General features: G+C 71.3%; 17 protein-coding genes, 1 tRNA gene and 1 pseudogene. 5 read left to right on the top strand and 14 right to left on the bottom strand.

The features are described 5' to 3' along the window. Positions 1-392: 392 nt before the first annotated feature. Complete coding sequence (locus OG767_RS04330) at positions 393-965, top strand: Ltp family lipoprotein (protein ID WP_405092257.1); 573 nt, start codon at positions 393-395, stop codon at positions 963-965. Between the two features lie 145 nt (positions 966-1110). On the opposite strand, the gene OG767_RS04325 is transcribed toward OG767_RS04330, so the two are convergent. Next, positions 1111-1183: transfer RNA gene (locus OG767_RS04325), tRNA-Arg, on the bottom strand. A 697-nt stretch (positions 1184-1880) separates the two neighbouring features. On the opposite strand from OG767_RS04325, the pseudogene OG767_RS04320 reads away from it, so the two are divergent. Beyond that, positions 1881-2035 (top strand): annotated as a pseudogene (locus OG767_RS04320) (YccF domain-containing protein); the annotation flags it as partial. Positions 2036-2246: 211 nt separating this feature from the next. Here OG767_RS04320 and OG767_RS04315 read toward each other — a convergent pair. The 5 genes from OG767_RS04315 to OG767_RS04295 form a co-directional block, all read right to left on the bottom strand. Continuing rightward, positions 2247-3962: a tetratricopeptide repeat protein gene (locus OG767_RS04315; RefSeq protein ID WP_405092256.1), complete on the bottom strand. Its 1716-nt coding sequence runs from the start codon at positions 3960-3962 to the stop codon at positions 2247-2249. A gap of 237 nt (positions 3963-4199) precedes the next feature. Then, positions 4200-5828 (bottom strand): alpha/beta hydrolase, encoded by a 1629-nt coding sequence (locus OG767_RS04310; RefSeq protein WP_405092255.1) that lies wholly within the window; start codon positions 5826-5828, stop codon positions 4200-4202. A 76-nt stretch (positions 5829-5904) separates the two neighbouring features. Then, positions 5905-6612: a response regulator transcription factor gene (locus OG767_RS04305; RefSeq protein ID WP_374709267.1), complete on the bottom strand. Its 708-nt coding sequence runs from the start codon at positions 6610-6612 to the stop codon at positions 5905-5907. Further along, on the bottom strand, positions 6609-7784 hold the full coding sequence (locus tag OG767_RS04300) for a histidine kinase (protein WP_405092254.1): 1176 nt from the start codon (positions 7782-7784) through the stop codon (positions 6609-6611). The genes OG767_RS04305 and OG767_RS04300 overlap by 4 nt, the downstream gene beginning before the upstream one ends. 152 nt (positions 7785-7936) lie before the next feature. After that, on the bottom strand, positions 7937-10693 hold the full coding sequence (locus OG767_RS04295) for a tetratricopeptide repeat protein (protein ID WP_405094133.1): 2757 nt from the start codon (positions 10691-10693) through the stop codon (positions 7937-7939). Between the two features lie 434 nt (positions 10694-11127). On the opposite strand from OG767_RS04295, the gene OG767_RS04290 reads away from it, so the two are divergent. Further along, positions 11128-12273, top strand: coding sequence for a hypothetical protein (locus tag OG767_RS04290; protein WP_405092253.1), 1146 nt, complete (start codon positions 11128-11130; stop codon positions 12271-12273). A 43-nt stretch (positions 12274-12316) separates the two neighbouring features. On the opposite strand, the gene OG767_RS04285 is transcribed toward OG767_RS04290, so the two are convergent. Further along, on the bottom strand, positions 12317-14731 hold the full coding sequence (locus tag OG767_RS04285; protein WP_405092252.1) for an ATP-binding protein: 2415 nt from the start codon (positions 14729-14731) through the stop codon (positions 12317-12319). Positions 14732-14808: 77 nt separating this feature from the next. Continuing rightward, the gene (locus OG767_RS04280) at positions 14809-15189 is read right to left on the bottom strand and encodes a hypothetical protein (RefSeq protein ID WP_405092251.1); all 381 of its coding nucleotides are present in this window, start codon (positions 15187-15189) and stop codon (positions 14809-14811) included. A gap of 254 nt (positions 15190-15443) precedes the next feature. On the opposite strand from OG767_RS04280, the gene OG767_RS04275 reads away from it, so the two are divergent. After that, positions 15444-15626: a hypothetical protein gene (locus OG767_RS04275; protein WP_405092250.1), complete on the top strand. Its 183-nt coding sequence runs from the start codon at positions 15444-15446 to the stop codon at positions 15624-15626. Positions 15627-15995: 369 nt separating this feature from the next. Here the strand turns inward: OG767_RS04275 and OG767_RS04270 are convergent, their stop codons facing one another. The 5 genes from OG767_RS04270 to OG767_RS04250 all read right to left on the bottom strand — a co-directional run bounded on the left by OG767_RS04270 (position 15996) and on the right by OG767_RS04250 (position 19479). After that, complete coding sequence (locus tag OG767_RS04270) at positions 15996-16124, bottom strand: hypothetical protein (protein WP_405092249.1); 129 nt, start codon at positions 16122-16124, stop codon at positions 15996-15998. An 82-nt stretch (positions 16125-16206) separates the two neighbouring features. Continuing rightward, positions 16207-16503 (bottom strand): helix-turn-helix domain-containing protein, encoded by a 297-nt coding sequence (locus OG767_RS04265; RefSeq protein ID WP_405092248.1) that lies wholly within the window; start codon positions 16501-16503, stop codon positions 16207-16209. 562 nt (positions 16504-17065) lie between these two features. Continuing rightward, positions 17066-18307 carry a hypothetical protein gene (locus tag OG767_RS04260; RefSeq protein ID WP_405092247.1) on the bottom strand — a complete coding sequence of 414 codons (1242 nt, stop codon included), beginning with the start codon at positions 18305-18307 and terminating at the stop codon, positions 17066-17068. Then, positions 18294-18827 carry a SigE family RNA polymerase sigma factor gene (locus tag OG767_RS04255; RefSeq protein WP_281943254.1) on the bottom strand — a complete coding sequence of 178 codons (534 nt, stop codon included), beginning with the start codon at positions 18825-18827 and terminating at the stop codon, positions 18294-18296. Before OG767_RS04255 ends, OG767_RS04260 begins: the two co-directional genes overlap by 14 nt. 82 nt (positions 18828-18909) lie before the next feature. Continuing rightward, complete coding sequence (locus tag OG767_RS04250; RefSeq protein ID WP_405092246.1) at positions 18910-19479, bottom strand: TetR/AcrR family transcriptional regulator; 570 nt, start codon at positions 19477-19479, stop codon at positions 18910-18912. A 101-nt stretch (positions 19480-19580) separates the two neighbouring features. Here OG767_RS04250 and OG767_RS04245 point away from each other — a divergent pair, with 101 nt between their 5' ends. After that, the gene (locus OG767_RS04245; protein WP_405092245.1) at positions 19581-20498 is read left to right on the top strand and encodes an alpha/beta hydrolase family protein; all 918 of its coding nucleotides are present in this window, start codon (positions 19581-19583) and stop codon (positions 20496-20498) included. A 19-nt stretch (positions 20499-20517) separates the two neighbouring features. Here OG767_RS04245 and OG767_RS04240 read toward each other — a convergent pair whose 3' ends face one another. Beyond that, the gene (locus OG767_RS04240) at positions 20518-22797 is read right to left on the bottom strand and encodes an ATP-binding protein (RefSeq protein ID WP_405092244.1); all 2280 of its coding nucleotides are present in this window, start codon (positions 22795-22797) and stop codon (positions 20518-20520) included. Positions 22798-22877: the final 80 nt, after the last annotated feature.

The raw sequence follows: 22877 nt of genomic DNA, 5'->3' as shown, positions 1-22877 counted from the left end.
GCGCCCGAACGCTCAGTCGTCGTCTACAGGAATCCGGCGGTACTCGTACTCATCACCGCTCAGATTCGAGACGAAACCCTTTGCGCATCCGCTGCATGGTGGATGCTGCCGTCCGCTACGGAGACGAAGTGCCTAAGGCGCTCACAACCACATGTCCCGCCCTGGCGAACTAATGCAGCACAACGTCCGGGCAGTCGGCCGACATTCCACCAGCAACGGCTGAGGAGATCATCGGCTGAAGCGGGGATGGTTCTTGATGGTCCGGCTGAGCAGACTCGCCGTGTACGCCGTCACACACAGTCTCCTGAAGGGTCCCATCAGTGAGCTACAGCGCTCCGCCGCCCCCCGGTTATCCAGCTGTGCAGTCGCAGCAGTCTCCGAAGAGACGCCCCATGAAGCTCGCCATTGGAGCGGCCGTCGGCGCTGTCTTGGTGCTTTGCTGCGGCGGAGTGGCCATCGCTGTGGCGGTCGGCGGTGACGACTCGCCGCCCGCAAGAAGCGCCAACGCGGAGACGACCGCCGCAGCCTCAATTTCGGCAGAAAGCCCCGCAGCAGCACCGGCGGTCAAGATCACCACCGCAGCACCTATCACCCCAATACCCACCACCGCAGCGCCTACCACAGCAGCGCCGAAGCCGAAGACGAAGGCCACCACCACGGCGCCGGCCGAGCCGAAGCTGTCCGTAGAGCAGCAGAACGCCATCAGGGCCGCCTCCAATTACCTGCAATTTCAAGCGTTCTCCCGCTCCGGCCTGATCAAGCAGTTGGAGTTCGAGGGCTACCCGAGGAAGATCGCAACCACAGCCGTGGATTCCCTGAAGGTTGACTACAGAAAACAGGCCGCCAAGACGGCGAAGAATTACCTCGACACCCAGGCGTTCTCCCGTTCGGGCCTGATCAAGCAGTTGGAGTTCGAGGGGTACACGCAGGCACAGGCCGTCTACGGCGTCGATCAGGTGATGTGAGATGGGCGTGCGGGTGCCTGTTGCGGCTCTTTCCATGGCGGGTGGCGGGCTCTAGCGCGACTGGCCGCACCACGTACCGTCGGCGACCGGTCAGTGCCGGCGTATGTGTTGCCAGCTCAGATGGCGTTTCGGCTGCGTAGCGAGGTGCCCCCGGCAGGATTCGAACCTGCGACACACGGTTTAGGAAACCGATGCTCTATCCCCTGAGCTACGAGGGCGCGAACGCCTAGTCTAGCGGCCCAGGGTTTCACCTGGGGTGGCAGGGAGTGGCCCACGTTCACCCATGTTCCCCGGCCCGCCGTTCGCCCAGCCGGGGACCACACCCGGAGCACACGATCCCCGGCATGCGACCAGCGGTCGGCCGCAGTGACCCGCGTTGGCACCGGTTGACCCCGGTTGGCATCCGCTGGAGCGTACACACCGCGCACATCACCGAAGATCAGCGATGATTGATCCGTACACCCCCTTCGGCGTCACCACCGGAGGGTCACGGAGCGCTCATGCCGGGCGCTCGGACTCTGCCATGACGCCCCCTACGACGGTCCCCACCGGAGCGTCCACTCATAGCCGACGAGAGTCATCTGATCGTGGCGGGTCGGTGATTCGTCGCCCGGCCCGAGAAGTACGTGAAGTTGGCCAGACGGACGTTTGCTACGTCATCGCCTGCTCGTCGGCGTCAGCAGCGTGGCGGTTGGTTCGTCAGGGTCGTCCGCCCGCCTGATGACGGAGGAGGAGCCTGAGCACTGTCAACGCGGCCCGGTGACGAGCGGCGCTGACGGTCACCACGGCGGTGGTGGCTGCAGCGGCGGTGATAGCCAGCTATCCAGCGGCGATCCAGGCTGCGGCTTTCGCGCTGGCGGGAAGCAACGCCACGAGTGTCAACGCCGGCTGAACTCGGGTCTGCTGCACCGATAGGTGGTGCTCGCCGGCTGGTGGCTGGCCCTGTCCCACATCCTTGCCGGCATCGCGCTGTGCCTCGCGATTATCGGCATCCCGTTCGGCATCGCCAACTTCAAACTCGTCTCCGCTGCATTCTGGCCCTCGGACGCGAGGTCATCGACACCACATAACGCGTTTGGCCACTCTTGAAGGAAGGACGGCGTTGGCGCATCGGCAGCGCCGCCGACGTTGGGCTGGATCGCCGATCACACCACCACCGGAGTCTCGATCACCACCGCCATCCGCCGATTTCGACGCCTACGCCACCAGTAGCAGGCCGCCGAGGACAGGGTGGGGGCGGCGGAGGAGACCGGCGCACGATGAGCGCCGGCTTCCCGGTGGTCAGCCGGCGAGCGCCCGGCGGCAACGGGCGAGTTCCGCGCGCAGGTCCCGGCGCAGGGCACGGTTCAGGCCGGGCTGAGCGAGCGCCTGGGCGAAGTCGCGGGCCGCCTCGTCCCACCGGCCCAGTCGGGCCAGGGCGGTGCCCCGGTTGTAGCGCGGCACGGGGGCAGCCGACAGCGCCACCGCCCGGTCCAGGTCGGCGAGCGCGGCGGCCACGTCGCCGCGCTCGAACCGGACGGCGGCCCGGTTCGTCCATGCCTCCACCAGTTCGGGGTCCTCGCTCAGCGCACGGGTCAGCAGTTCGTCGGCCTCAGCGGCTCCGCCACGCTCGGCGCGAACCAGGCCCAGGGTGCACAGCAGTGCGGGCTCCTGCGGTGCGCCGGCCAGCCCGGCACGCGCGCCGGCCTCGGCGGCGTCGAGCGCGCCGCGCTCCACATGCAGGTTGACCAGGGCGATCCGGGCATCAAGGTGGCCGGGGTCGATGGCGAGCACGCGTTCCAGGTCGGCGCGCGCTCGGCCGGGGCGGCCCCGTTCCTGCTGGAGCATGGCCCGGTTGTAGTAAGCCTCAGGCAGGTGCGGTCCCAGTCGGATGGCGGCGTCGTAGTCCTTGATCGCGGCCCGGATCCGGCCCGCCGACCGGTACAGGGCAGCGCGGTCCACGTAGTACTCGCAGTTGTCGGGGTCGTGGGCGATCACGGTGTCCAGGTCGGCCAGCGCCCGCGCCGGGTCGCCCAGCGCGAGGTGGACCTGCGCCCGGTTGTGGCGCAGCCGGGCCAGGTCCTGCGGGCGCTCGCCGGGGCCGAGTGCGGCCGCCAGCCGGGCCAGCCCGTCGTCGACGCGCCGCAGCGCCTGGTCGGGCCGGCCGGCCCGGCTGTCCAGCAGCGCCAGGCCCTGCTCGTAGAAGACCGTCGACAGCAGCCGCTGGCGGGGGTCGGCCAGCCCGGCGGCGAGACGCAGCGCCCGTTCCAGCCAGAGTCGGGCCAGTTCCGGGTCCTGGTCGGCCGCCGGCAGGTGCCGGGCGTGCAGCATGGCGGTGGCGTACGCCGCCGACATGGTGATCTTCGGATCGTCGGTGACGGCCCGCGCCTCGTCGTAGAGGTCGAGCGCCTCGGTGGCCCGGTCCAGGGCTGCCAGTGCGGTGGCCAGGCCGGTGGTGAATGCCCACCAGTGCCGCAGGTCGCCGTCCGGGGTGACCGCCGCCCGCCCGCGCCGGGCGACCCGGGCCGCGTGGTGGTAGAAGCCGCCGGCCAGGCCGTCACCCAGGGCCCGCCGTAACGCCTGCGGGGTGCGCTCGTCGGGCGTCGGGGCGGGGGCTCCGCCATCGCGTAGGTCGAGGCGCACCGGGGTCGACCCGAGTCGACGGCCCAGCGCGTCCAGCAGTTCGGCGGTCGTCTCGTCGGCACTGGCGACGTGATCGAACCGGATGGTCACGGGTCGCCGGAGCGTAGCGGCCCAGGCCTCCACCAGTTCCGCCGCGCCGTAGGCCAGACAGGCGGTCCGGCGGGCGGGGTGGAATCGGATCGGCTCCTCCTCGGCGGCCGGCCGGGCCGCCGGATCGAGCTGGGGGGCGATCGCGCGAAGTTCGACCGTGTGCCGGGCCGCCAGGCGGGGTCGGTCGGCGGCGACCCGGCCGAGGAAGGCCGAGACCCCGGCGTACGGCCCGTGGTCGCGGTGGCAGTCGTAGCGCTCCGGCCCGCCGGTCACCGCCGTGCCCACCGCCGCAGAGGCGGGCGCCCGGGAGCGCCCGCCTGGCGGTCAGCTACCAGCACCACTCGATCCACAGCCGACGTGCGCCGGACACCAGGCGGAGTGCAGTGGTGCGACGGATGGTCATCTTCTTCATAGGAACCTCCGATGTGATCCATCTCAGGATTGGACCAGAGCGTAACGCCGGTCGATGAAGATATGAAGAGTTCTCATGCTCCGGTCCGAACTGTTCCGCCAGCCCGGCGCCTACCGGGCAGGCGGGCGGGTGGTGGCCGGGGGTACGGCGTCGCAGGTGGTGCCGTCGGCGGGTAGCACTCCGTCGATCAGCGCGGCGTCAATGGCGGCATCGACGCACGGGCCGCTGGTGCGGTAGGAGGTGTGGGCGACGCCCTCGCGGGTGAGGAGGACGGCGTTCTCCAGCCGATTCGCCATGGCCTCGGCCCAGTGGTACGGGGACACGTTGTCCAGCCGGCCACCGACCACCAGGATCGGCGGGGCGCCGGCGCCGGTGAGTTCCCGCGTGAAGCGGTCCTCGTTCTCGACGGGCCACAGTGCACAGTTCAACGCGCTGTAGGCGGCCCGGCTGCCGAGCCGTTCCCCGCGTTCGGCGATCTTCTTCGCCGCCGCGTGATGCTCGGACAGCTTGCCCAGCTTCGGCCAGTCGACGCACCGGACGGCGTTGTGCGGCTCCTGAAGGATCGCGAACGGACCGCCGAACGGCGCGACCGTGATCTTTGAGACCAGGAAGTGCAGAGCCGTGCCGTTGCCCTGCTGCGCGGCGAGCAGGCCCGCGGTGAGGGTGGGCCAGAGCACCCGGTTGCCGGCGGCGGCCCGTACGGCTTCCAGGGCCATTGCCCCGTCGAGCGTGCCGCCCGGTGTGAGGCCCTCCACCGGGGGGACCCGCAGCGGCTTCGCCTCCAGCCTGGTGATCAGCGCGTCGAGCGCGGCCTCCGGATCACCGTCGCCGAAGGCGCACACCCGCACGCCTTCGGCACGGCAGGTCGTGAACCAGGCGTCGAGCGTCTCTTCGTTGGAGCGGGCGACGTCGTCCAGCAGCCGCAGCGGGTCGTTCTGCCACAGGCTGGTGTCGACCGGGGCGTCGATCACCATCTGGCGTACGCGGTCGGGGAAGAGCGTGGCGTACATCGGTCCCACGACCGTGCCGTAGGAGGCGCCGTAGAAGGTGATCTTCTCCTCGCCGAGCGCGGCGCGTACCTGGTCCAGGTCCCGGGCGACGTTGTCGGTGGACAGGCTCGCCAGGAACTCGGGGCTCTGGTGGGCCAGGCAGCCCTTCGTGAAGGTGCGGGCGTCGGTGAGCAGCGTGCCGAACGGCTTCCCGCCGGGGATGGTCGGGTCGCGGTTCTCGGCTGCCTGCTCGGCGCGTTGCTCCTCGGTGAGGCAGCGCACGGCGCCGGACTTCCCGACCCCGCGCGGGTCCATGCCGACGACGTCGAACCGGGCGACGACGTCGGGCGAGTAGGGACCCTTGTCGTTGGCGGCGTCGATGGACGCGACCGTCTCGGTGGCCGGCACCCCCGGACCACCCGGGTTGACGAACAGGCTGCCGACGCGTCGGGCCGGATCGGTGGCACGGTGCCGGGTCACGGCGAGCTTGATCTGCTCACCGTCGGGGTCCGCGTACTCCAGAGGCACCTCGACGGTGGCGCAGTCGAGTCCCGGCCCGCACTCCTCCCACCGTGCCGGCTGCGGGGTCGGCGCGGGCACGGTGGGGCCGGCGGTCTCCGTGGCGCGGTCCGCCTTGGCCGTGCTGACCCCACCGGTGCAACCGGTCAGGGCCAGCACGGCGGCGGCCAGCACCGCGGCGATCCGTAGCGGTCGGGGTGACACGCTGCTATGTCGCTGGGAAAGTGGCATGTCATCGACGCTAGACGGGCCAACCGGCTCCGTTGTCCGACCAAGGCTCCGGATCCTCGAACCAAAGGAGGAGCGGTCAATCCGGGGGAACGAGTCCCGCCTCCTGCACGAGCAGTGCCACCTGCACGCGGTTGGTGAGGTCCAGCTTGGTGAGGATCGCCGACACGTGGGTCTTGACCGTGGTCAGACCGAGGTGGTGCCGCGCGGCGATCTCCGCGTTGGTACGCCCGGCACCGATCTCGGCTGCCACCGTCCGCTCCCGGTCGGCGAGCACGTCGAGACGACGTCGGGCGGCCTGCTGCCGACCGTCCTGCTCCGAATCCGCGACCCGCGCGATGAGCCGACGCATCACCTCGGGCGAGAGCACGGGACGGCCCTGCGCCGCGTGCCGGATCGCCACGACGAGCTCGTCGGGCGGGGTGTCCTTCAGAAGGAACCCGGCCGCGCCCGCCCGCAGGGCACGCAGCACACGGGCGTCCGCGTCGAAGGTGGTGAACACGATGACCTGCGGAGCGGACGACCCGCCGCGCAGCGTTTCCGTGGCGGTGAGCCCGTCGGTGCCGGGCATCCGGATGTCCATCAGCACCACGTCGGGCCGGTGGCGCCGGGCCAACTCCACCGCCTCCGCGCCGTCGCTCGCCTCGGCCACCACCCGCAGGTCGGGCGCACCGCTCAGCATCATCTTCAGCCCGAACCGGACCACCGGGTCGTCGTCGGCCACCAGCACATCGATGACCGGCCCGTCGCCGGCAGGCGTGCCGTCGGCCGGCGGGAGATGAGTCACGACGGCCAGGGTAACCGCAGCCGGACCCGCCAGCCGCCCGAGTCGGTCGGCCCGTGGTCGAGCTGCCCGCCCACGAGTCGGGCGCGCTCCCCGAGCCCGCGCAGCCCCGTCCCGGAACCATCGGGACGCGAGGACGGACCCGTCGGCGGCGCGTTCACCACCTCGGCGGTCACCTGGTCGTCGGGGCGTCCGGTGACCCGAACCACCACCGGCGTACCCGGCGCGTGCTTGCGTACGTTGGTCAGGCCCTCCTGCACGAGGCGGTAGAGCGTGCGACCCTGCGTCTCCGGGAGGTGCCGGTCCTCGGTCGTCACCCCCGCCTCGTCCCGTAACTCGACAGGCGTGCCAGCCTGACGGGCCTCGTCGATCAGCTCCGGGATGTTCTCGACGCCCGGCAGCGGCAGCTCACCCACCGGAGCCCGGAGCACCCCGATCACCTCGCGAAGGTCCTGCAGGGCGCGGTGCGCGTTCTCGCGGACCACCTCGGCGGCCCGCGCCCGGTCCTCAGCCGGCGCGTCGCGCGAATAGGCAAGGGCGCCCGCATGGACGCTGAGCAGCGAAAGCCGGTGTCCGAGGACGTCATGCATCTCCCGCGCGAGCGCCTCCCGGGCCTCCCGGGCCGCATGCTCGGTCCGCAGCAGCGCCTCGACCTCGGCCGCCGCCGCCCGCTCCCGCAAGGCCGCGACCAGCGCCCGGCGGCTGCGTACGGACAGCCCCCACGCCACGATGGCGAGGTTCCCCAGCCCGATGATGACGAACACCGTCATCGGCGGTACCGCTGTCTCGGGCCACTGCAACTGATAGCCGGTGAGCGCGGCCAGGCTGATCGCACACACCGCGACCGTCGCCCTGGTGGAGCGATGCACCGCGACGGTGAACAACGCGACGATCGCGGCCGGCGCGACCGTCTCCGAGAACGCACTCGCCACGGCCAGAACAACGCCGAGCACGACCGGGAACCGGCGCCGCCACCACAGCGCCAGAGCGCCGAGCACCCCGGTGGCCCAGTCCGCGTACCGGATCCAGGCGTAGCCCGGCACCGCGTCGTTCACCTGGGAGATCACCGAGATCAGCCCGACCGCACCGGCCAGCCCGATCAGGGTGGCGTCGACCACCCGGTCGTCCACCGCCTCCCGGAGGGTCCGCCGCGGGGGCTCGGTTGTCCGACTCATCGCATCGAGCCTAGGGCTCGCGAAAAATCAGCACCCAGGGTGCCCGTCCGGTTCGGGCCGGCCTCCCGCAGTGTCACACCTGTCGTCAGGCAGCTGCGTCCGTCGTGTTGGGCGTCGAGCGCAGGCTCGCACCTCCATCGATCTCCGGCGATTCACCCCTGGCAGACGTGGCGCGCGACGATCCGCTCCCGAATGGCCTGCCGCTGTGGGTCATCGGTGTCGTCGAGCAGGTCGAGGGCTTCCCGGCCCCGGCTGAGAGCGTTGTCGTGGTCACCGACCGCGCCGAGGGCCTCCGCCAGCACGGCGAGAGCGCGCGCCTGGCGCAGCGGGTCGGCCAGCTCGTCGCCGACCACCCGGGCGAGGGTGGCGTCGGCCAGCGCGTCACGGTGCCGCCCCAGGCGGAGTTGGGCCTCGGCCGAGATGGTGAGGGCATCGCAACGGATCGTGTCGTCGGTGACCCGCTCGTGCAGATCGAGGGCGACGCGGCTGAGGTCGAGTGCGGCACCAGGCTGGCCCGTGTCGAGGCTGAGCTCGGCAAGCCGGACGTGGTTGAGGCTCCGGCCCCGCAGCGAACCGATCCGGTCCCAGACGACGAGGGCCCGCTGGTAGAGGAGGCGGGCCTGGTCATACCGTCCGAGTTGACGGTAGGCGTCACCAAGGTGGTAGAGCGTGTACGCCTCACCGGTCGCGTTCTCGGCCACGCGACAGTCGTTCAGGACTTCCTGGAAGGTCTCGATGGCGGTGGTGATCGCCCCGGTCCGCAGGTGCACGGAGGCGAGGTTGTGTCGGCAGACCGACTGCAGCTCGGTGACGCCGTTCTCCTCGGCGAGTCGCAGAGCCTCGGTGAACAAGCTGCCGGCCCGGTCGTAGTCGTGGGTGGTGAAGTAGGTGGCGCCAAGGTTGACGAGGGTGCCCACCCGGCCCGGGTGGTGACCGTCGGCAGTCGCGGCGTCGAGGGCGATACGCAACATCTCCCGCATGTCCTCCTGGCTGCCGGAGCGGTCGAAGACTTCGTGGACCGTGTCGACGGTCTGCCAGGCGTGCCGATGGAAACCTCCGGCCACCGCGCAGCGGACCAGGGCGAGCACGTTGGTCCGTTCCGTCTCGCACCAACGCAGGGCGGCACCGTCCGAGGTGAAGGTCATCGGTGTCACCGCCCCCGGTGCGGGCAGGTCGGGGACGGGTGCGCGGGTCGGCTCCAGGACGGTGACGGCGTTGACGGCGGTGAGCAGGTACCAGTCCAGCAGCCGGTGCAGTGCCGCTCGTCGCTGCTCGGCAGGTTCCTCCGCCCGGGCTCGGTCGGCCGCGTACCGGCGCAGCAGGTCGTGCATCCGATACCGCCGGACGGTGTCGTGGTTGACCAGGTGGGCGCGGGCGAGTCGGTCGAGGGCCCGTTCGGCCTCGGCGACGTCCACCGCCAGCATCGCCGCAGCGGCCTCGGCCCCGATGGTGCCGCCCGGAAAGAGACCGAGCCCCAGGAAGAGCCGGATGGGCATCGGGGCGAGCGAGTTGACCGACCAGGCGAAAACGGTTCGCAGGGTCATCTCGTCGGTGTCGTCGCCCTCGATGTCGAGCAGTCGACCGGTGAGTTCGTCGGCCAGGTCACCCAGACGGGCCTGGGTCCGGGAGACCACGTGCTCGCCGATGACCCGTAGCGCGAGCGGCAGCCCGCCCGACAGCCAGGCCAGCGTCTCCAGTGCCGCAGGCTCCACGGCGGTGCGTTCCGGTCCGATGATCCGGCCGAGCATGTGATGTCGTTCGAGGTGCGACAGTGGCGCGACGGTGAGGCTGGGGATGCCGTGCCGGACACTCAACCCGCGCAGCCGGTTACGACTGATCACCACGGTGAGGCTGGTGTCGGAGCGGGGTAGGAGCTGCTGCGCCTGTTCGGAGTCGACGACGTTGTCCAGCACGACGAGCATCCTCCGTCCGTCCATGAGGCGGTGGTACAGCTCGGCGCGTCGACGGGCGTCGGCGGGCACCCGATCCGCCGGGACACCGAGGGCGACGAGGAAGCCGTGCAGCGCTTCCTGCGCGCCTACGGGCGGCATCGGGCCGTGCGCCTCCCCGTTGAGGTAGAGCTGCCCGTCGGGGTACCACCCCTGACGGCGATGTCCCCAGTGAACGGCGAGGGTGGTCTTGCCCACTCCGGGCATCCCGGTCAGCACCACCACCTTCGAGCCGCCCTCGCCGGCGGCGAGGGCGTCCAACTCGTCCAGCAGCCCGGTCTGCCCGGTGTAGTCGGGGACGTCGTTCGGTAGCTGCCGGGGCACCGACGCCGCCGCGTCCACGGCGGCAAGGCGGCTCGTCACGGACGCGGGGGGCAGAAGATCCGCGATGTCCAGCACCGGTTCGGTACGCATCGCACGGCGGTAGCGTCGGCGGTAGGCGGCCAGGAAGTCCCGTGCGTCGTAGGTGCGACCGGCCGCCTGGAGCGCGGTGATCCACAACCTCGCCAATCCCTCGTCGAGCGGGTTCTCGATCAGCAACGGCTCCAGCCGGGCCAGCACCCGGTCGTGTTGGCCGGTGACCAACTCGCTTTCCGCCAGCATTTTCGCTGCGCCGAATTGCTTTTCTCGCATATCCCGCCGGAGGTGTTCGCACCGTGCACCGCGCAGGTCCGCGAGCGGATCGCCCCGCCACAGCTCGCCGGCTCGGGTGAGCATGGCGACGCATCGGTCATGCTGATCCCGGCCGGCCGCCTGCCGCGCCTCGGCGGTCAGCCGCAGGAAGCGGTGGTAGTCGACCAGATCAGGCTCGATGGTCAGCCGGTAGGCGTCGGCACCAGGCACCCGCACGAGGGCGTCCTGCAGGTCAACTGCCCGCAAGGCGGCACGTAGACGACTGGCCAACGTGTAGAGCAGCGGACGACGAGCATCCACGGCCGAGTCCGGCCACAGAAACTCCATGATCGTTTCGACCCGTACCGGATTGTCGGCGTGATAGAGAAGGACGGCGAGCAGGCCGCGCTGCTTTGCCGCACCCAGCGGGATCGACCACCCCTCGACGGTGAGCTTCGTGGGACCCAGAATCGCGAACTCCATCAGCCCTGCCCCCGCCTATTCTTGATCGACATTCACCTATTTCATTCTTCTTCCAGCCGCGGGATGCTTCAAACCTTTCTCCACAGAATCAGAAATCAGACATTCCACTTCCCCGCCCATTGCAAGCCCACTGCAAGGCGACCGGCAAGCTGATCCGCAACTGGCCCCTCGATGCTGAATCCCCCCAGTCATTCAATGCAGGAGGGACCCCAATGACGTCGCTGGAATGGTCATCCACCCCCATCGGTATCGACGCTGACCGCTGGGCGAGCCGGTCGGGCTGCCGGACGGTGCTCGTCGTGGCACACACCATCGCGAGCTGCCGACGGCTCCTGGACGTGATCGAGCACGTCGAGAGCGACCCGAGGGTGCAGTTGGTCTTCACCGTGGCGCCAGACGTCTTCAACCTTCAGGTGAGGCCGTTCCTCAACCGGCTCGGCGCGCTTGTCCTCCCCTGGCACCAGGCCGTCCGGGAACAGTTCGATCTCGGTCTCGCCGCCGCCCACGGCGGACTTCACCAACTGCACGCACCCCTGTTCCTGATGGCCCACGGCGCAGGGCGCGGTAAGCGGGTGCGACCCGGGCCGTACGGCGGCCCGGTGCTCGCGGATCCGCCGGTGTACGGCCTCGACGCGCCGCGCCTGACCCATGGCGGGCGGGTCCTTCCCACCGCCCTCGCCCTCGCCCACGACCACGAGCTGGAGGTGCTGCGTCGGCAGTGTCCGGAAGCGGTCGAGGCCGCCGTGGTCATCGGTGACCCCTGCGCTGACCGGCTCGTCGCCAGCCTCTCCCGGCGGCAGGACTACCGGCGGGCCCTGGGGCTCGACGAGCGGCAGGAACTCGTGGTGGTCTCCTCCACCTGGGGGCCGGACGGCGTCTTCGGCCGTTGGCCCGACCTGCTTCCGCGTCTGATGACGCAGCTCCCTCCGGGGCGGTACCGGATCGCCGCGCTGTTGCACCCCGCGGTCTGGGACGCACACGGACACCGCCAGGTGCGAGCCTGGCTCCGGGACTGCCTCGATGTCGGGCTGTTGCTACCCGACCCGACCGAGGACTGGCGCGGCCCGGTGGTCGCCGCTGATCATGTCATCGGTGACCACGGCTCCGTCACCGCGTACGCCGCCGCCATCGGACGCCCGACGCTGCTGCTGCCCGCGCTGCGGTCGATGCCCGCCACCGGCACAGCTCAGCACCTGCTGGCCGAGAGCGCCAACCGCCTGGACCCGCGCCGACCGCTTCCACCCCAGCTCTCGCTGGACACGGGCATCGACCGGCAGGCGGTGATGGCCGCGCTGACCAGCCGTCCCGGCGAGGCCGGCGTGTTGCTGCGGCGCACGATGTACCGCCTGCTTCGGCTGACCGAGCCCGGCTGGCACCGACAGCCGAGCCCGGTGCCGGTGGCTCACCCCGGTCGTTGGAAGGTCCAGCATGACCTCGCCGGCTGAGCCCGTCGTCGTGGCACTCCCGGCCCGCGGACGGGCGCCCCGCTCAGCCCGGCTGGCCGACATCGTCGTGACCGTCGTCGACAACGGCGAGCCGGCCACGGTCGGCGAGAGCCTGCTGGTGGCGTATCCCGGGCTGGCCCTCGCCGTCGTCGGGACCCGGGCGGGGGATGTCGCCGTCGGGGTACGCGGCGACCAGCCGCGTCGCCTCGGCCGGTTGGCCGCTCCCGGCGGACTGACGATCGGGCTGCTCACTGTGGTGGCTCGACTGCTCCACAGCCGGTGGGCCACCGGAACCTTGTACCTCCGGCGCACCAGCGGGGACGTGCTGTCGCTCGGCCACGCCGCCGTCCAACTCGTCGAGCCGGCGGAGCACGTCGGGCAACCGGGGCGCGGCGAGTGCGGCGAAGATGGCGGCGGCCTCCCGATAGTGCTGTCGTGCGGCCTCGTCGTCGCCCCGCCGCCGGGCGATTCGGCCGAGCAGGAACACGGCCTCTGCACGTTCGCTGTCGGTGCCGAGTTCGGCCATCCGGCGTACCGCCTCGATGGCGGACTCCTCGGCAGCGGCCAGGTCGCCGGTGCCGAGGTACGCGTCGGCAAGGCCGATCAGCACCCGAGCAGCGTTGTAGGGGTCGACCTCGGACAGCTCGGCGAAGATCTGCCCGGCCTCCACCAACAGCGGTAGCGCGTCGGCCGGTCGGCCCGTCCGGGTCCGAAGCATGCCCAGGTTGAGACAGGAGAGGCCGACACTCCGGGCGTTCGGCAGGGTCCGCCGGCCGGCGAGGACCCGGGCGTACGCCTCCGCCGCCTGGTCCTCCCGGCCGGTATCGGCATAGAGGGTGGCCAACCCCTCCTCGGCGTCGATGACGCCCTGGATGTCACCCACTTGTCGGTACCGGTCGACCGCCGCCCGACCGTGCCGCTCAGCCGCCTCGTGGGCGCCGACCCGGCTGCACGCCCGACCCAGCCGTTTGAGCATGACCGCCTCGGCCCACATGTTTCCCCATGCCTGGGCGGCCCGCACACCGCGCTCGTCGATCTCCAGCCGCTCCTGGTAGCCCTTGAAATAGAGAAGAAGCGGCCAGGCTACGTCACTGAGCTGCCAGGTCAGCTCATGGAGGCCCAGATCGAAGGCGACCCGGCCGGCCTCCAGCAGATTGCTCCGCTCCCGGTCCAACCACCCGAGGGCAGCGGCCCGGTCGGAGAACTCGGGTGGCCCGTCCAATGCCTGTTGGTAGACGTACGGCAGCCGGCGCCGGTAGGGGGTCACCACGCGGTCCGCCCGGCGGGCGGCGGCGAGGTAGAACTCCAGCATCAAGCGCACAGCCGCCAGTCGGTCGTCGGGCGGGTCATCCTGCTCCGACATCTCACGCGCGTACAGCCGGAGCAGGTCGTGGTAGCGGAACCGATCCTCGGTCACCTCCTCCACCAGGTTCGCGTCCAGCAACTCCCCCACCACGGTGCCCACCCGCGCCCCGTCGACCCCACCCGCTCCGGCCACGACCGAGATCAGATCCATCCCGAACTCCGCCCCCGGGTGCAGAGCCAGCCTCCGGTACAACACCGACGCCTCGGCCGTCAGGGCCTGGTACGAGAACTGAAAAGTCGTCCTGATCGACAAACCTTCCACCACCGAAAGTCGGGTCAGCCGCTGCGCCTCGTCGGCCAGATCGTCGACCATCCGACGAACCGTCAACTTGGGACGGGACGCCAGCCGCGCCGCCGCCACGACGAGCGCGATGGGCAGACCACCGCAGATCCCTGCCAGCTCCTCAGCCGGCGCGGCCTCGCGGAGAATCCGCTCCCGGCCGACGGCCCGCCCCAACAACTCCACCGCCTCGGGAGCCGGCAACGGGCCGACCTCGACCAGGCAGGCACCGTCGGGCAGCAACCCGGTCAGTCGTCGGCGGCTGGTCACCACGACCGCCGCCGATGTCGACGCCGGCAGTAGTGTCCTGACCTGGGCTGCCGAGTAGGCGTCGTCGAGGATCACCAACAGGGAACTGTTCGCGGTCACCGTGCGGTAGAGGGTCACCTGTTCGGCCAGGTGCGGGGGAATCCGGTCCGGCGCCACCCCCAGGGCCCGGAGGAAGGCGGACAGCACCACGCCCGGGTCCAGGGGTTCGGTGTCGCTGAACCCCCGCAGGTCGGCATAGAGCTGCCCGTCCACGAAGCGGTCCAGCCTGCCGTGCGCCCACTGCCTCGCGAGGGCGGACTTCCCCACGCCACCCGGCCCGAACAGAACGGCGACGAGGTTACCCCGCTCGGCGAGGTGACCGTCCAAGGCGGAGAGTTCGTTAGTTCTGTTGATGAAGTTCGGCGACGGCGCCGGCAGCTGCCGGGGAATCGGTGGACGCTCGACGTGAGCACCACCGAAGTACACACCGCCGTGGATGACCCCGGCCTGGACACTCGATCCGGACACGTTCCCGGACTGCTCGTTCGACGTACCGGACGGCACTGCCCGTTCGGTGTCGCAGGAATCCGTTCCCAATCGCCGCGCCCCCACCCGCCCGCCGCACCTCCGACCGTCCGGGCCTAGAAGTTGATGTCGCCCTGCACGTCGCGCGCCTGCACGACCGTTCCGGCCGTGCCGCTGAAGTGGTTCACCACCTGACCCTGAACCGCGACGACACCCGCTCGCGCCAGCCTGCGCCATTCGTCGTCGAGGGCAGCGGTGAAGCTCGGGTCCCGTGCCATCACGTCTGCCAGAGCCGAGGCGAGCGCCGCATGCCGCCAACGCTCCTGTGGGTGTGCCATCGCGGCGTCGAGTACGGCCGACTCTCGCGTCCCCGCTCCGAATCGGCCACGGACCAGACTCAACAACGAACCGATCGCACTTCGCGCACCGACACCGAGCGCCTCCGCGCCCTTGGTCGCCAGTGCGGTCGCGACGGCCAGGACGATCTGATCCTCCATGTACGGCCTCCCCCGAGCCACCACTCACAGTCACCTAGACAATTCGCACCGTTGTTACCGGCGAGCCTAACGCCAACGGGCAACCGGCAGCGGGTTTCCGCAGTCGACACGAATCGCTAGAATCGCTGCGATGCTTACATGTCATTTATGAGCGTCTAAGTAGTGAGAGTCACTGCCGAAGGCCACATGACGGACACATCCCAGGATGCGAAATTTTCTCGCCGCCATGATCGACCTCCGCTACGTTCGGCCGCATGATCCTCATCTGGGGCATCCAGGTCACCGTCGACCTGCTCCACTCACTACCCGCGCACTCCCTGGAATCACTCGTCCAATCGGCGCTGACGATGGTCGGCGCCCCCGCGACGGGGTGGGGTGACGCAGCCATGTGGACTCCCCTCTGGGTCAAGTGGGTGGCCTACCTGACGAACATCTGACGCACGACTCCTTCACCCGTTGCGATGTGCGCCGCCGGCAGGAGCCGGCGGCGCACACTCCTTTCCCACAGGCCATCTCGCCCTGCCGCAGCGAGCACGACGGAGACCGCGGGACATGGACGAGCGCGGCGATCAGCCCGTAGCCACCGTCCCGCCCTGATCAGGGCGTGTGCAGCCGGTCGAGCCGGATGCGGAGAAGCACGCGTTGCTCCCGGCCGCCGAAGCCGGGTACGGACGGTCGAGGCACTTCCGGGACAGCTCGTCGATGTGTTCGCGGGCGCCCTCGACGGTGACGGCCACGACGCTGCCGCGCAGCGCCCAGCACCGGCGACGGTGCGAGGACCGCGATCAGGTCGTCAGGCAGAGCCGTCACGGGTGGGACAGCCATGTCGGCTTGTCGTGGTGGAGCTGGTCGATGACCGTCTCGTCGGGCGGGTCACCGGTCAGGTTCGTGTGGCGCAGGCCGGCCAGGGCGATCCGGAGCGCGCGGCGCCACAACTCAGTTCCCCCAGCCCTCGGCTCTGCGCCTCGATCTCGTTGCGGGTCTCCCGACCGCGCTCACGCCCGCCGGCCGGTCCCGTCACCGCTCCCCGTTCTGCCGAAGGGCTTCCTCGAGCTGGTCCTCCAGGATGATGATCCGGCAGGCGGCCTCCAGGGCGGTGCCCTGGTCGACCATCTCGCGGGCCCGGGCGGCCAGCCGCAGCTGGTAGCGGGAGTAGCGGCGGTGCCCACCGCCGGAGCGGTGCGGGTTGATCAGTTTTGCCTCGTCCAGGCGGCGCAGGAAGTCCTGCGTGGCGCCGAGCATCTCCGCGGCCTGGCCGATGGTGTAGGCCGGGTAGTTTTCATCGCCGAACATGTCGTCGGGCTGCTGCCCCATGCCACCTCCACGTCGAGGGCCCCGGCGCTTGTGCGCCGGGGCCCAGGGTTACGGGTCAGAACACCTACTGCCGACAGGAACGTCGGCTTGTCATGTCCGCGCCAGCCGTGCTGGACGGCTTCGGACGCGAGGATCGCGTATGCGTGACCGGAGACCACCTCTCGTTCGATGGAAACTGCGGTGTCCGCCCGGCCTGACGTAACGGCCGCGGGCGGGCGATCCAACGGTGTACGGCCCTCCCTTTCCTCTGCTTACTTCCGACACGTGCTGTCGTACGGCCCGCCGGTGTCGGAGCCCACGCGACTTCATGGCCCCGACACGTGCGGCGAGCATCAGGTGCAGCCCCGAAAAGAGCCCTGGCTCCACCTGCACTTCGCCGTCCGTCATGACCTCACGGCCGGACGGCCCGTCCACGTCTTGACGGATCTTCTCTCTCGACCTGAGAAAGAGTATGCCACGCCCGGGAGGATGTCTAGTCTCGTCAGCATAAGTTTTCTGGCTCCCGCCCCCGACGTTCTTCGCCGGAGGGCGGGAGCCGCTCCGAAGGGCTCGGCGTCGACCGTCACGGCCGCAGCGCGGTCGCGGCGGGGGTCCAGGTCGACTCGTCCCCGACGTCGGCGACCGTGATCCCCTTGGCGATCTTCTCCAGCTCGGTCCAGGGCAACGTGTCGCCGAGGCCGGTGGCACTGACCTGGAGGACGACGGTGCCGTCGGCGCTCCAGACGTTGCAGAAGTCGCCGACCCCGAGGCCCGCTTCCCGCGCCCGCCGTTTGGGCACCTGGTGACACCTCGTCGTGCCGAGCTCCGGCGACTGGTTCGCGCTGGTGCTCGGCAGGACGAAGATGTGGAAGCCGTCGGAGATGCCGCCCTCGACCGCGTCGTACGGCGCGGTCAGCCCCGAGGTGGGCGCGGCCGGCCGGATGTACGTCGCGCCGCCGTAGTCACCGGCGCGGGCGGTGGCGATGCCGCTGAGGCCGGGCATGGCATGCGTGCCGGTCTGCAACGGCAGGTAGCCGGCCGGCAGGTAGCCCACCCTGAACGGCACCAGGGCCGGCGTCGGCCGGCGGGGCTTCAGCCCGTCGACCAGGCCGCCCAGATCCGCGAAGCTCGGCGTGGCCCGGTCACTGGAGATCGACGTGACAGCCGCCCATGCGTTGGCGGCGTACTCCCAGGCGAACAGCTTGTTGCCCGCGTCGATCGGATTCTTCGGGTCCAGGCCGACCGGCAGCGTCGCCTGCACCGCCCGGCGCCCGGCCACGGTGACCTTCCTGCCGTTCCTGATCCCGGCGGGGTCGAAGGCGCCCGGGCGGTAGACGGTCAGGTACGCCCACAGGGACGGTTTCCCTCCGGCGGCCTTCTTCCTGTCCCCGGCGGCGTCGCCCAGCGCCTCGGCCTCCGCCGCCGTCATGGGCTTGTCGTTCGAGGTGTGGCGGTCGGAGTAGACGGAGGCGATCTGGTACGCGGTCGACGTGACGATCGGGTCCTGCACGTGCAGCGTGCCGGCGTCGTACCCCTGGAAGGTGAAGGTGAACGGCGCGGCGGTGGGCCAGACGGCCCCGGCCGGCCGGGACGCCGCCGCGGCGGCCGGGGCCGGCGGGCCGGCAGGGTCCCGCTCGGCGCCCAGGGTCGGCAGCGTGAACGCGCCGGCGACCGCGACCACGACGAGACCGGCCGCGCCGGCCGACGCGAACCCGGCCCGGCGTCGCCGCTCGGCCCGCCGCCCCGCCGCGACGATGTCGTCGGCGGTACGGCGCATCGGCGGCTCGTCGCCCGTCACGGCGTCCACCAGGTCATGCAACTGCATTGGTCCACTCCTCCATCGGCTTGCCGGTGAGTTCGATGCGTTCGCCGCCGAGTGACTCGCGCAGCTTCGCCAGGCCACGGGAGACCTGACTCTTGGCCGTGCCCACGGTGCAGCCGAGGACGCCGGCCGTGTCCTCCAGGCTCAGGTCCAGGTAGTGCCGGAGCACGACCGCGGCCCGCTGCCGGGCCGGCACGGCGTCGAGCGCCGCGCGCAGGCGCATCCGCTCGTCGGTCGCGCCGGCCGGATCCCGCAGCGCGACGTCCGGCACGGCGTCGCCGGCCGACCGCTCGCGCCGCCAGGGGCGGCGGGTCTCGTCGACCGCGGCCCGGTAGACCATGGTCTTGACGTAGAGATCGGGCCGGTCCAGCTTCCGCCAGCGGGGATAGAGCTTGACCAGCGCGTTGGCCACGGCGTCCTCCGCCGCGTGCCAGTCCCCGCAGGTCATGTACGCCAGCTTGCGCAGCGCCGCCATCTGCGACGTCACGAACTCGCGGAACGCTTGCTCGTCTTCGGCTCTCACGTCGACTGCCTCCTCGTGACGGAGGTAGAACGGAGCCACCGGTCCGGGAAGTTGCACCGCGCTTCGAAAAAGGCGGTGGGCGTCAGCGAGTGCGGCGGCACCCGACGAGCAGGCGGGCCACCATGTCCTGGGCGTGCGCGCGCTCGTAGCCCGGGCCGAGGATGCACAGGTTCCCCACCGCGCGCATGAGCGTGTACGCGGTCACCTCAGGGTCGATCTCCCCGGCCGCCACGCCCGCGGCGATCAGCGAGGCGCATGCCGGGACGAGTTCGTCGAGCATCAGCGTGTGCAGGGTGAGCAGGCTCGGGTCCTCGGACTGGAGGGCGACCCCGAGGCCGTGTTTGGTCACCAGGAACTCCACGAACGCGTCGATCCAGCGAGTCAGCGCCTCGCCGGGGGCGATGGGTTCCTGTCGCAGCGTGGCGGCCAGCGCGACGCATTCCTCGATCTGGTGACGGTAGACGGCGGTGACCAGGTCGGCGCGGCTCGGGAAGTGCCGGTAGACCGTGCCCAGGCCCACGCCCGCGCGGCCGGCGATGTCCCGGATCGGCGCCTGCACCCCCTGCTCCACGAACACGGCCGCGGCGGCGGCCAGCAGGGCCTCGCGGTTGCGCCGTACGCCTGCCTGACGCGCGCCGAGCGACTCGGTCACCGCTTCCCCTCCTTGTTGGCGGAACATTGTTCCGCTAGTGTTGGGTGGCGGAACAATGTTCCGCTTGAGTATGACAGACCCTTGAGAAGGCAGGCGCCACCATGCCCATCGACCAACCCACGACCCTGATCGCCTCGGTCAAGCCCATCCCGGTTCCCACCACCGGCCGCGACATCGAACTCCGGGTCAAGGTCACCGCGCCGGTCTCCGGCACCAACCTTCCCGTGATCGTCTTCTCCCATGGCAACGCCTGGTCGATGGACGGGTACGGGCCGCTCGTCGACCGCTGGGCCGGCGCCGGGTTCGTCGTCGTCCAACCCACCCACCTCGACTCCCGCCGGCACGGCATCGGGTTCGACGACCCGAGATTCGGCACCATCTGGCGCGCCCGGATCGCCGACCTGCACGCCGTCCTCGACCACCGCGACGGAGTGCTCGACCAGGCCCGGGCCGCCGGGCTGCGCGCGAGCGTCGACCACGACCGGATCGCCGTCGTCGGGCACTCCTGGGGCGGCCAGACCGCCGGCACCCTGCTCGGCGCCCGCGTCCTCGACGCCGACGGCACGCCCGGCGAGGACTTCTCCCACCCCGCGGTCAGGACGGGCGCGCTCATCGCGGCGACCGGCGCCGGCGACACGCTCACCCCGTTCGCCGTCGAACACCTGCCATTCATGCGGCCGGACTATTCCACCATGACCACCCCGGCCCTCGTCGTCGCCGGCGGCAGAGACCAGTCGGCGATGTCCACCCGGGGGCCGGACTGGTTCACCGACGCCTACCACCTCAGCCCCGCGCCCAAGAGCCTGCTCACCATCGGCGAAGGCCAGCACACCCTGGGCGGCGTCGCCGGTGAGCAGGTCGCCGAGACCACCGACGAGGATCCGGCCCGCGTCGCCCTCGTCGCGGACGCGGTCTCGGCGTACCTGCTCGACGCCTTCGACCTCGACGGCACCGCCTGGAAGGCGCTCAGCGAACGCGCCGTGACCGGTGACGGCACCTACCGCGTCGAGCACCGGTAGGCGGAGAGGTCGAGCCCGGTCACGGCTCCTGCGGTGGGTCCGGTGCCGACATCCGGTCGAGCCGATCCTGGAGCTGCCGGGCCTGCGACTCGTCGCCGATCTCCCGATGCACCGCCACCGCCCGGCGCAGGTCGGCCGTGGCGGCCCCCGGGTCACCGAGGCCGAGGAACGCGTCGGCGCGGTCGACCAACGCCCACGCCACCATCCGCTGGAGCCGGAGTCGTTCGGCCAGGTCCAGGGCGCCGTCGATGAGGTGCTTCGCCTCGCTCCACCGGCCGTGTCGCCGGTGGAGCCGGGCCGTCATGCGGGCCGCCATCACGTCGGCGATCTGCGCGACCTGCTCCGACGGGGCGGTCTCCGGGCTGCGGACGACCGCGGTCACCTCCTGGTAGGCGGCGACCGCCTCGTCGTCGCGCTCCAGCCCGCCCAGGCTCTGGCCGATGCTGAGCAGCGCCTGCGGGAGCCCGTCCCAGTCCCGGGCCTGACGGAACCGGTCGGCGGACCCGCGAGCGTATTCGAGGGCGTCCGCGTAGCGTCCGGCCTCCAGCCGGGCCCAGGCGCAGTAGAAGCGGGCCCACCCCTGCTGGCGGGCGTCGCCGACCCGACCGGCGCACTCGGCGGCGCGTTCGGCGTGTCGGAAACCGACGTCGAATTCGCCCCGGCAGGCGATGTGCGCCCAGGCGAGGTAACCGAGGTGGACGGCACGCAGGTGGTCGTCGTCGAGCCGGTCGGCGGCCTCGACGGAGAGCGCGAAGACCTCGTGCCAGTGCCCCCAGTGCGGCCACAGGTCGGAGAACCAGTGCAGCGACTCGGCGACGTCGACGACCCGCGGGTGCGCCCCGGCCGCAGCGACCTGGACCAGGGCGGGCAGCCAGTTCTCGGCCTCGGCCTGGAGCCAGTCGCGGGCCGCGTCGGCGGTGTCGAACCCGACCAGCCGGGTGGCGTCCGGCGGCGGTGCGCCGAAGCCCGGTTCGTACCAGCGGCCGGCGACGACTGTGGTGTCCAGCAGCCAGTCGACCATCCGGCGACGGGCGGAACGCCGGTCGTCGGCGGACTCCTCCTGCCGCAGTTCCAGGTCGGCGTAGAGCCGCAGCAGGTCGTGCAGGGAGTACCGGTCGTCGGTGCCGTGTTGCAGCAGGCCCAGGTCGATCAGCTCGTCGAGGGCGTCCTCGGTGCCGACGAGGGACTCCTCGGCGAGCACGGCCGCCAGCTCGGCCCCGGTGGACGGCCCCGGCACCAGCGCGAGCCGGCGGAACAGCCGCCGGCCCACCCCGGACAACTGCTGGTACGACAGTCGGAACGCCGCCTTGACCTGGAGGTCGCCGGCGGTCAGGGCGTCCAGCCGGCGCTCCTCGGCGCTGAGCCGGTCGGCCAGGTCGCCGACCGTCCACGCCGGGCGGCTGGCCAGGCGGTTGCCGGCGATCCGCAGGGCGAGCGGGGTGTTCGCGCAGAGCCGGGCGAGCCGGTCCAGCCCGGCGGCCCGTTCCGGCGGGCCGGCGACGATCCCGGCCAGCAACGTGACGGCGGCGGCGTCGGGCAGTGGGCCGAGCGGGATCCGGTGGACGCCCTCCAACCCGCTCAGGGTGCGGCGGCTGGTCACCAGCACGGCCGCCGGCCCGGTGCCGGGGAGCACGGGTCGCACCTGCCCGTCGCCGGCGGCGTTGTCGAGCACCACGACGACCCGTCGGCCGTCGACCCGCGTCCGCCACAGGGCGGAGAGTTCGTCCAGGTCGTGCGGGACCGCCCCGACCGACGGGTCGATCGCGTGGATCAGCCGTTCCAGCACCTGGGCCGCGGTCAACGGCCGGTCGTCGAGCCCGCGCAGGTCGACGAAGAACCGCCCGTCCGGCATCGCGTCGGCCAGCTCCGTCGCGGCCTGCACGGCAAGCGACGTCTTGCCCATCCCCGGCGCGCCGCTGAGCAGCACCACCGGCGCGGGGTCACCGGGACCGGCCGCGGTGAGCCGGGCGCGGATCGCGGCCAGTTCGTCCCGGCGGCCGGCGAAGTCGGTCACCCGCCGCGGGAGCGGACACCGGCCCCGGGTGACCGGCCCGGCGCTGCGGCGGCGGCCCGCCCGTGCCGCCGCGGCCAACTCCGAGCGGTCGTCGGCCCCGAGACCCAGCGCGTCGGCGACGGCCTGCACGGTACGGGCCTGCGGCCCCTGACTGACGCCGCGTTCCATGTCGCTGATGGCCCGGTCGCTGACGCCGGACCGCTCGGCGAGCTGTTCCAGCGTCAGGTCGGCGGCGAGCCGCAGCTCCCGCAGCCGGGGCCCGAACGCGATCTCACCGTCGGTCACCGGAGCCTCCCTGACCTGCTGCTCTGACCGGATCAAGTGTTCCACGCGGTCGCGTGGCGGCGCGCACCCCGGGCGTACTT

The organism is Micromonospora sp. NBC_01392 (assembly GCF_045040125.1).
Taxonomy (GTDB): domain Bacteria; phylum Actinomycetota; class Actinomycetes; order Mycobacteriales; family Micromonosporaceae; genus Micromonospora.
Note: the sequence above shows the minus strand (reverse complement) of the source record. Positions and strands in the feature narration are given on the sequence as shown.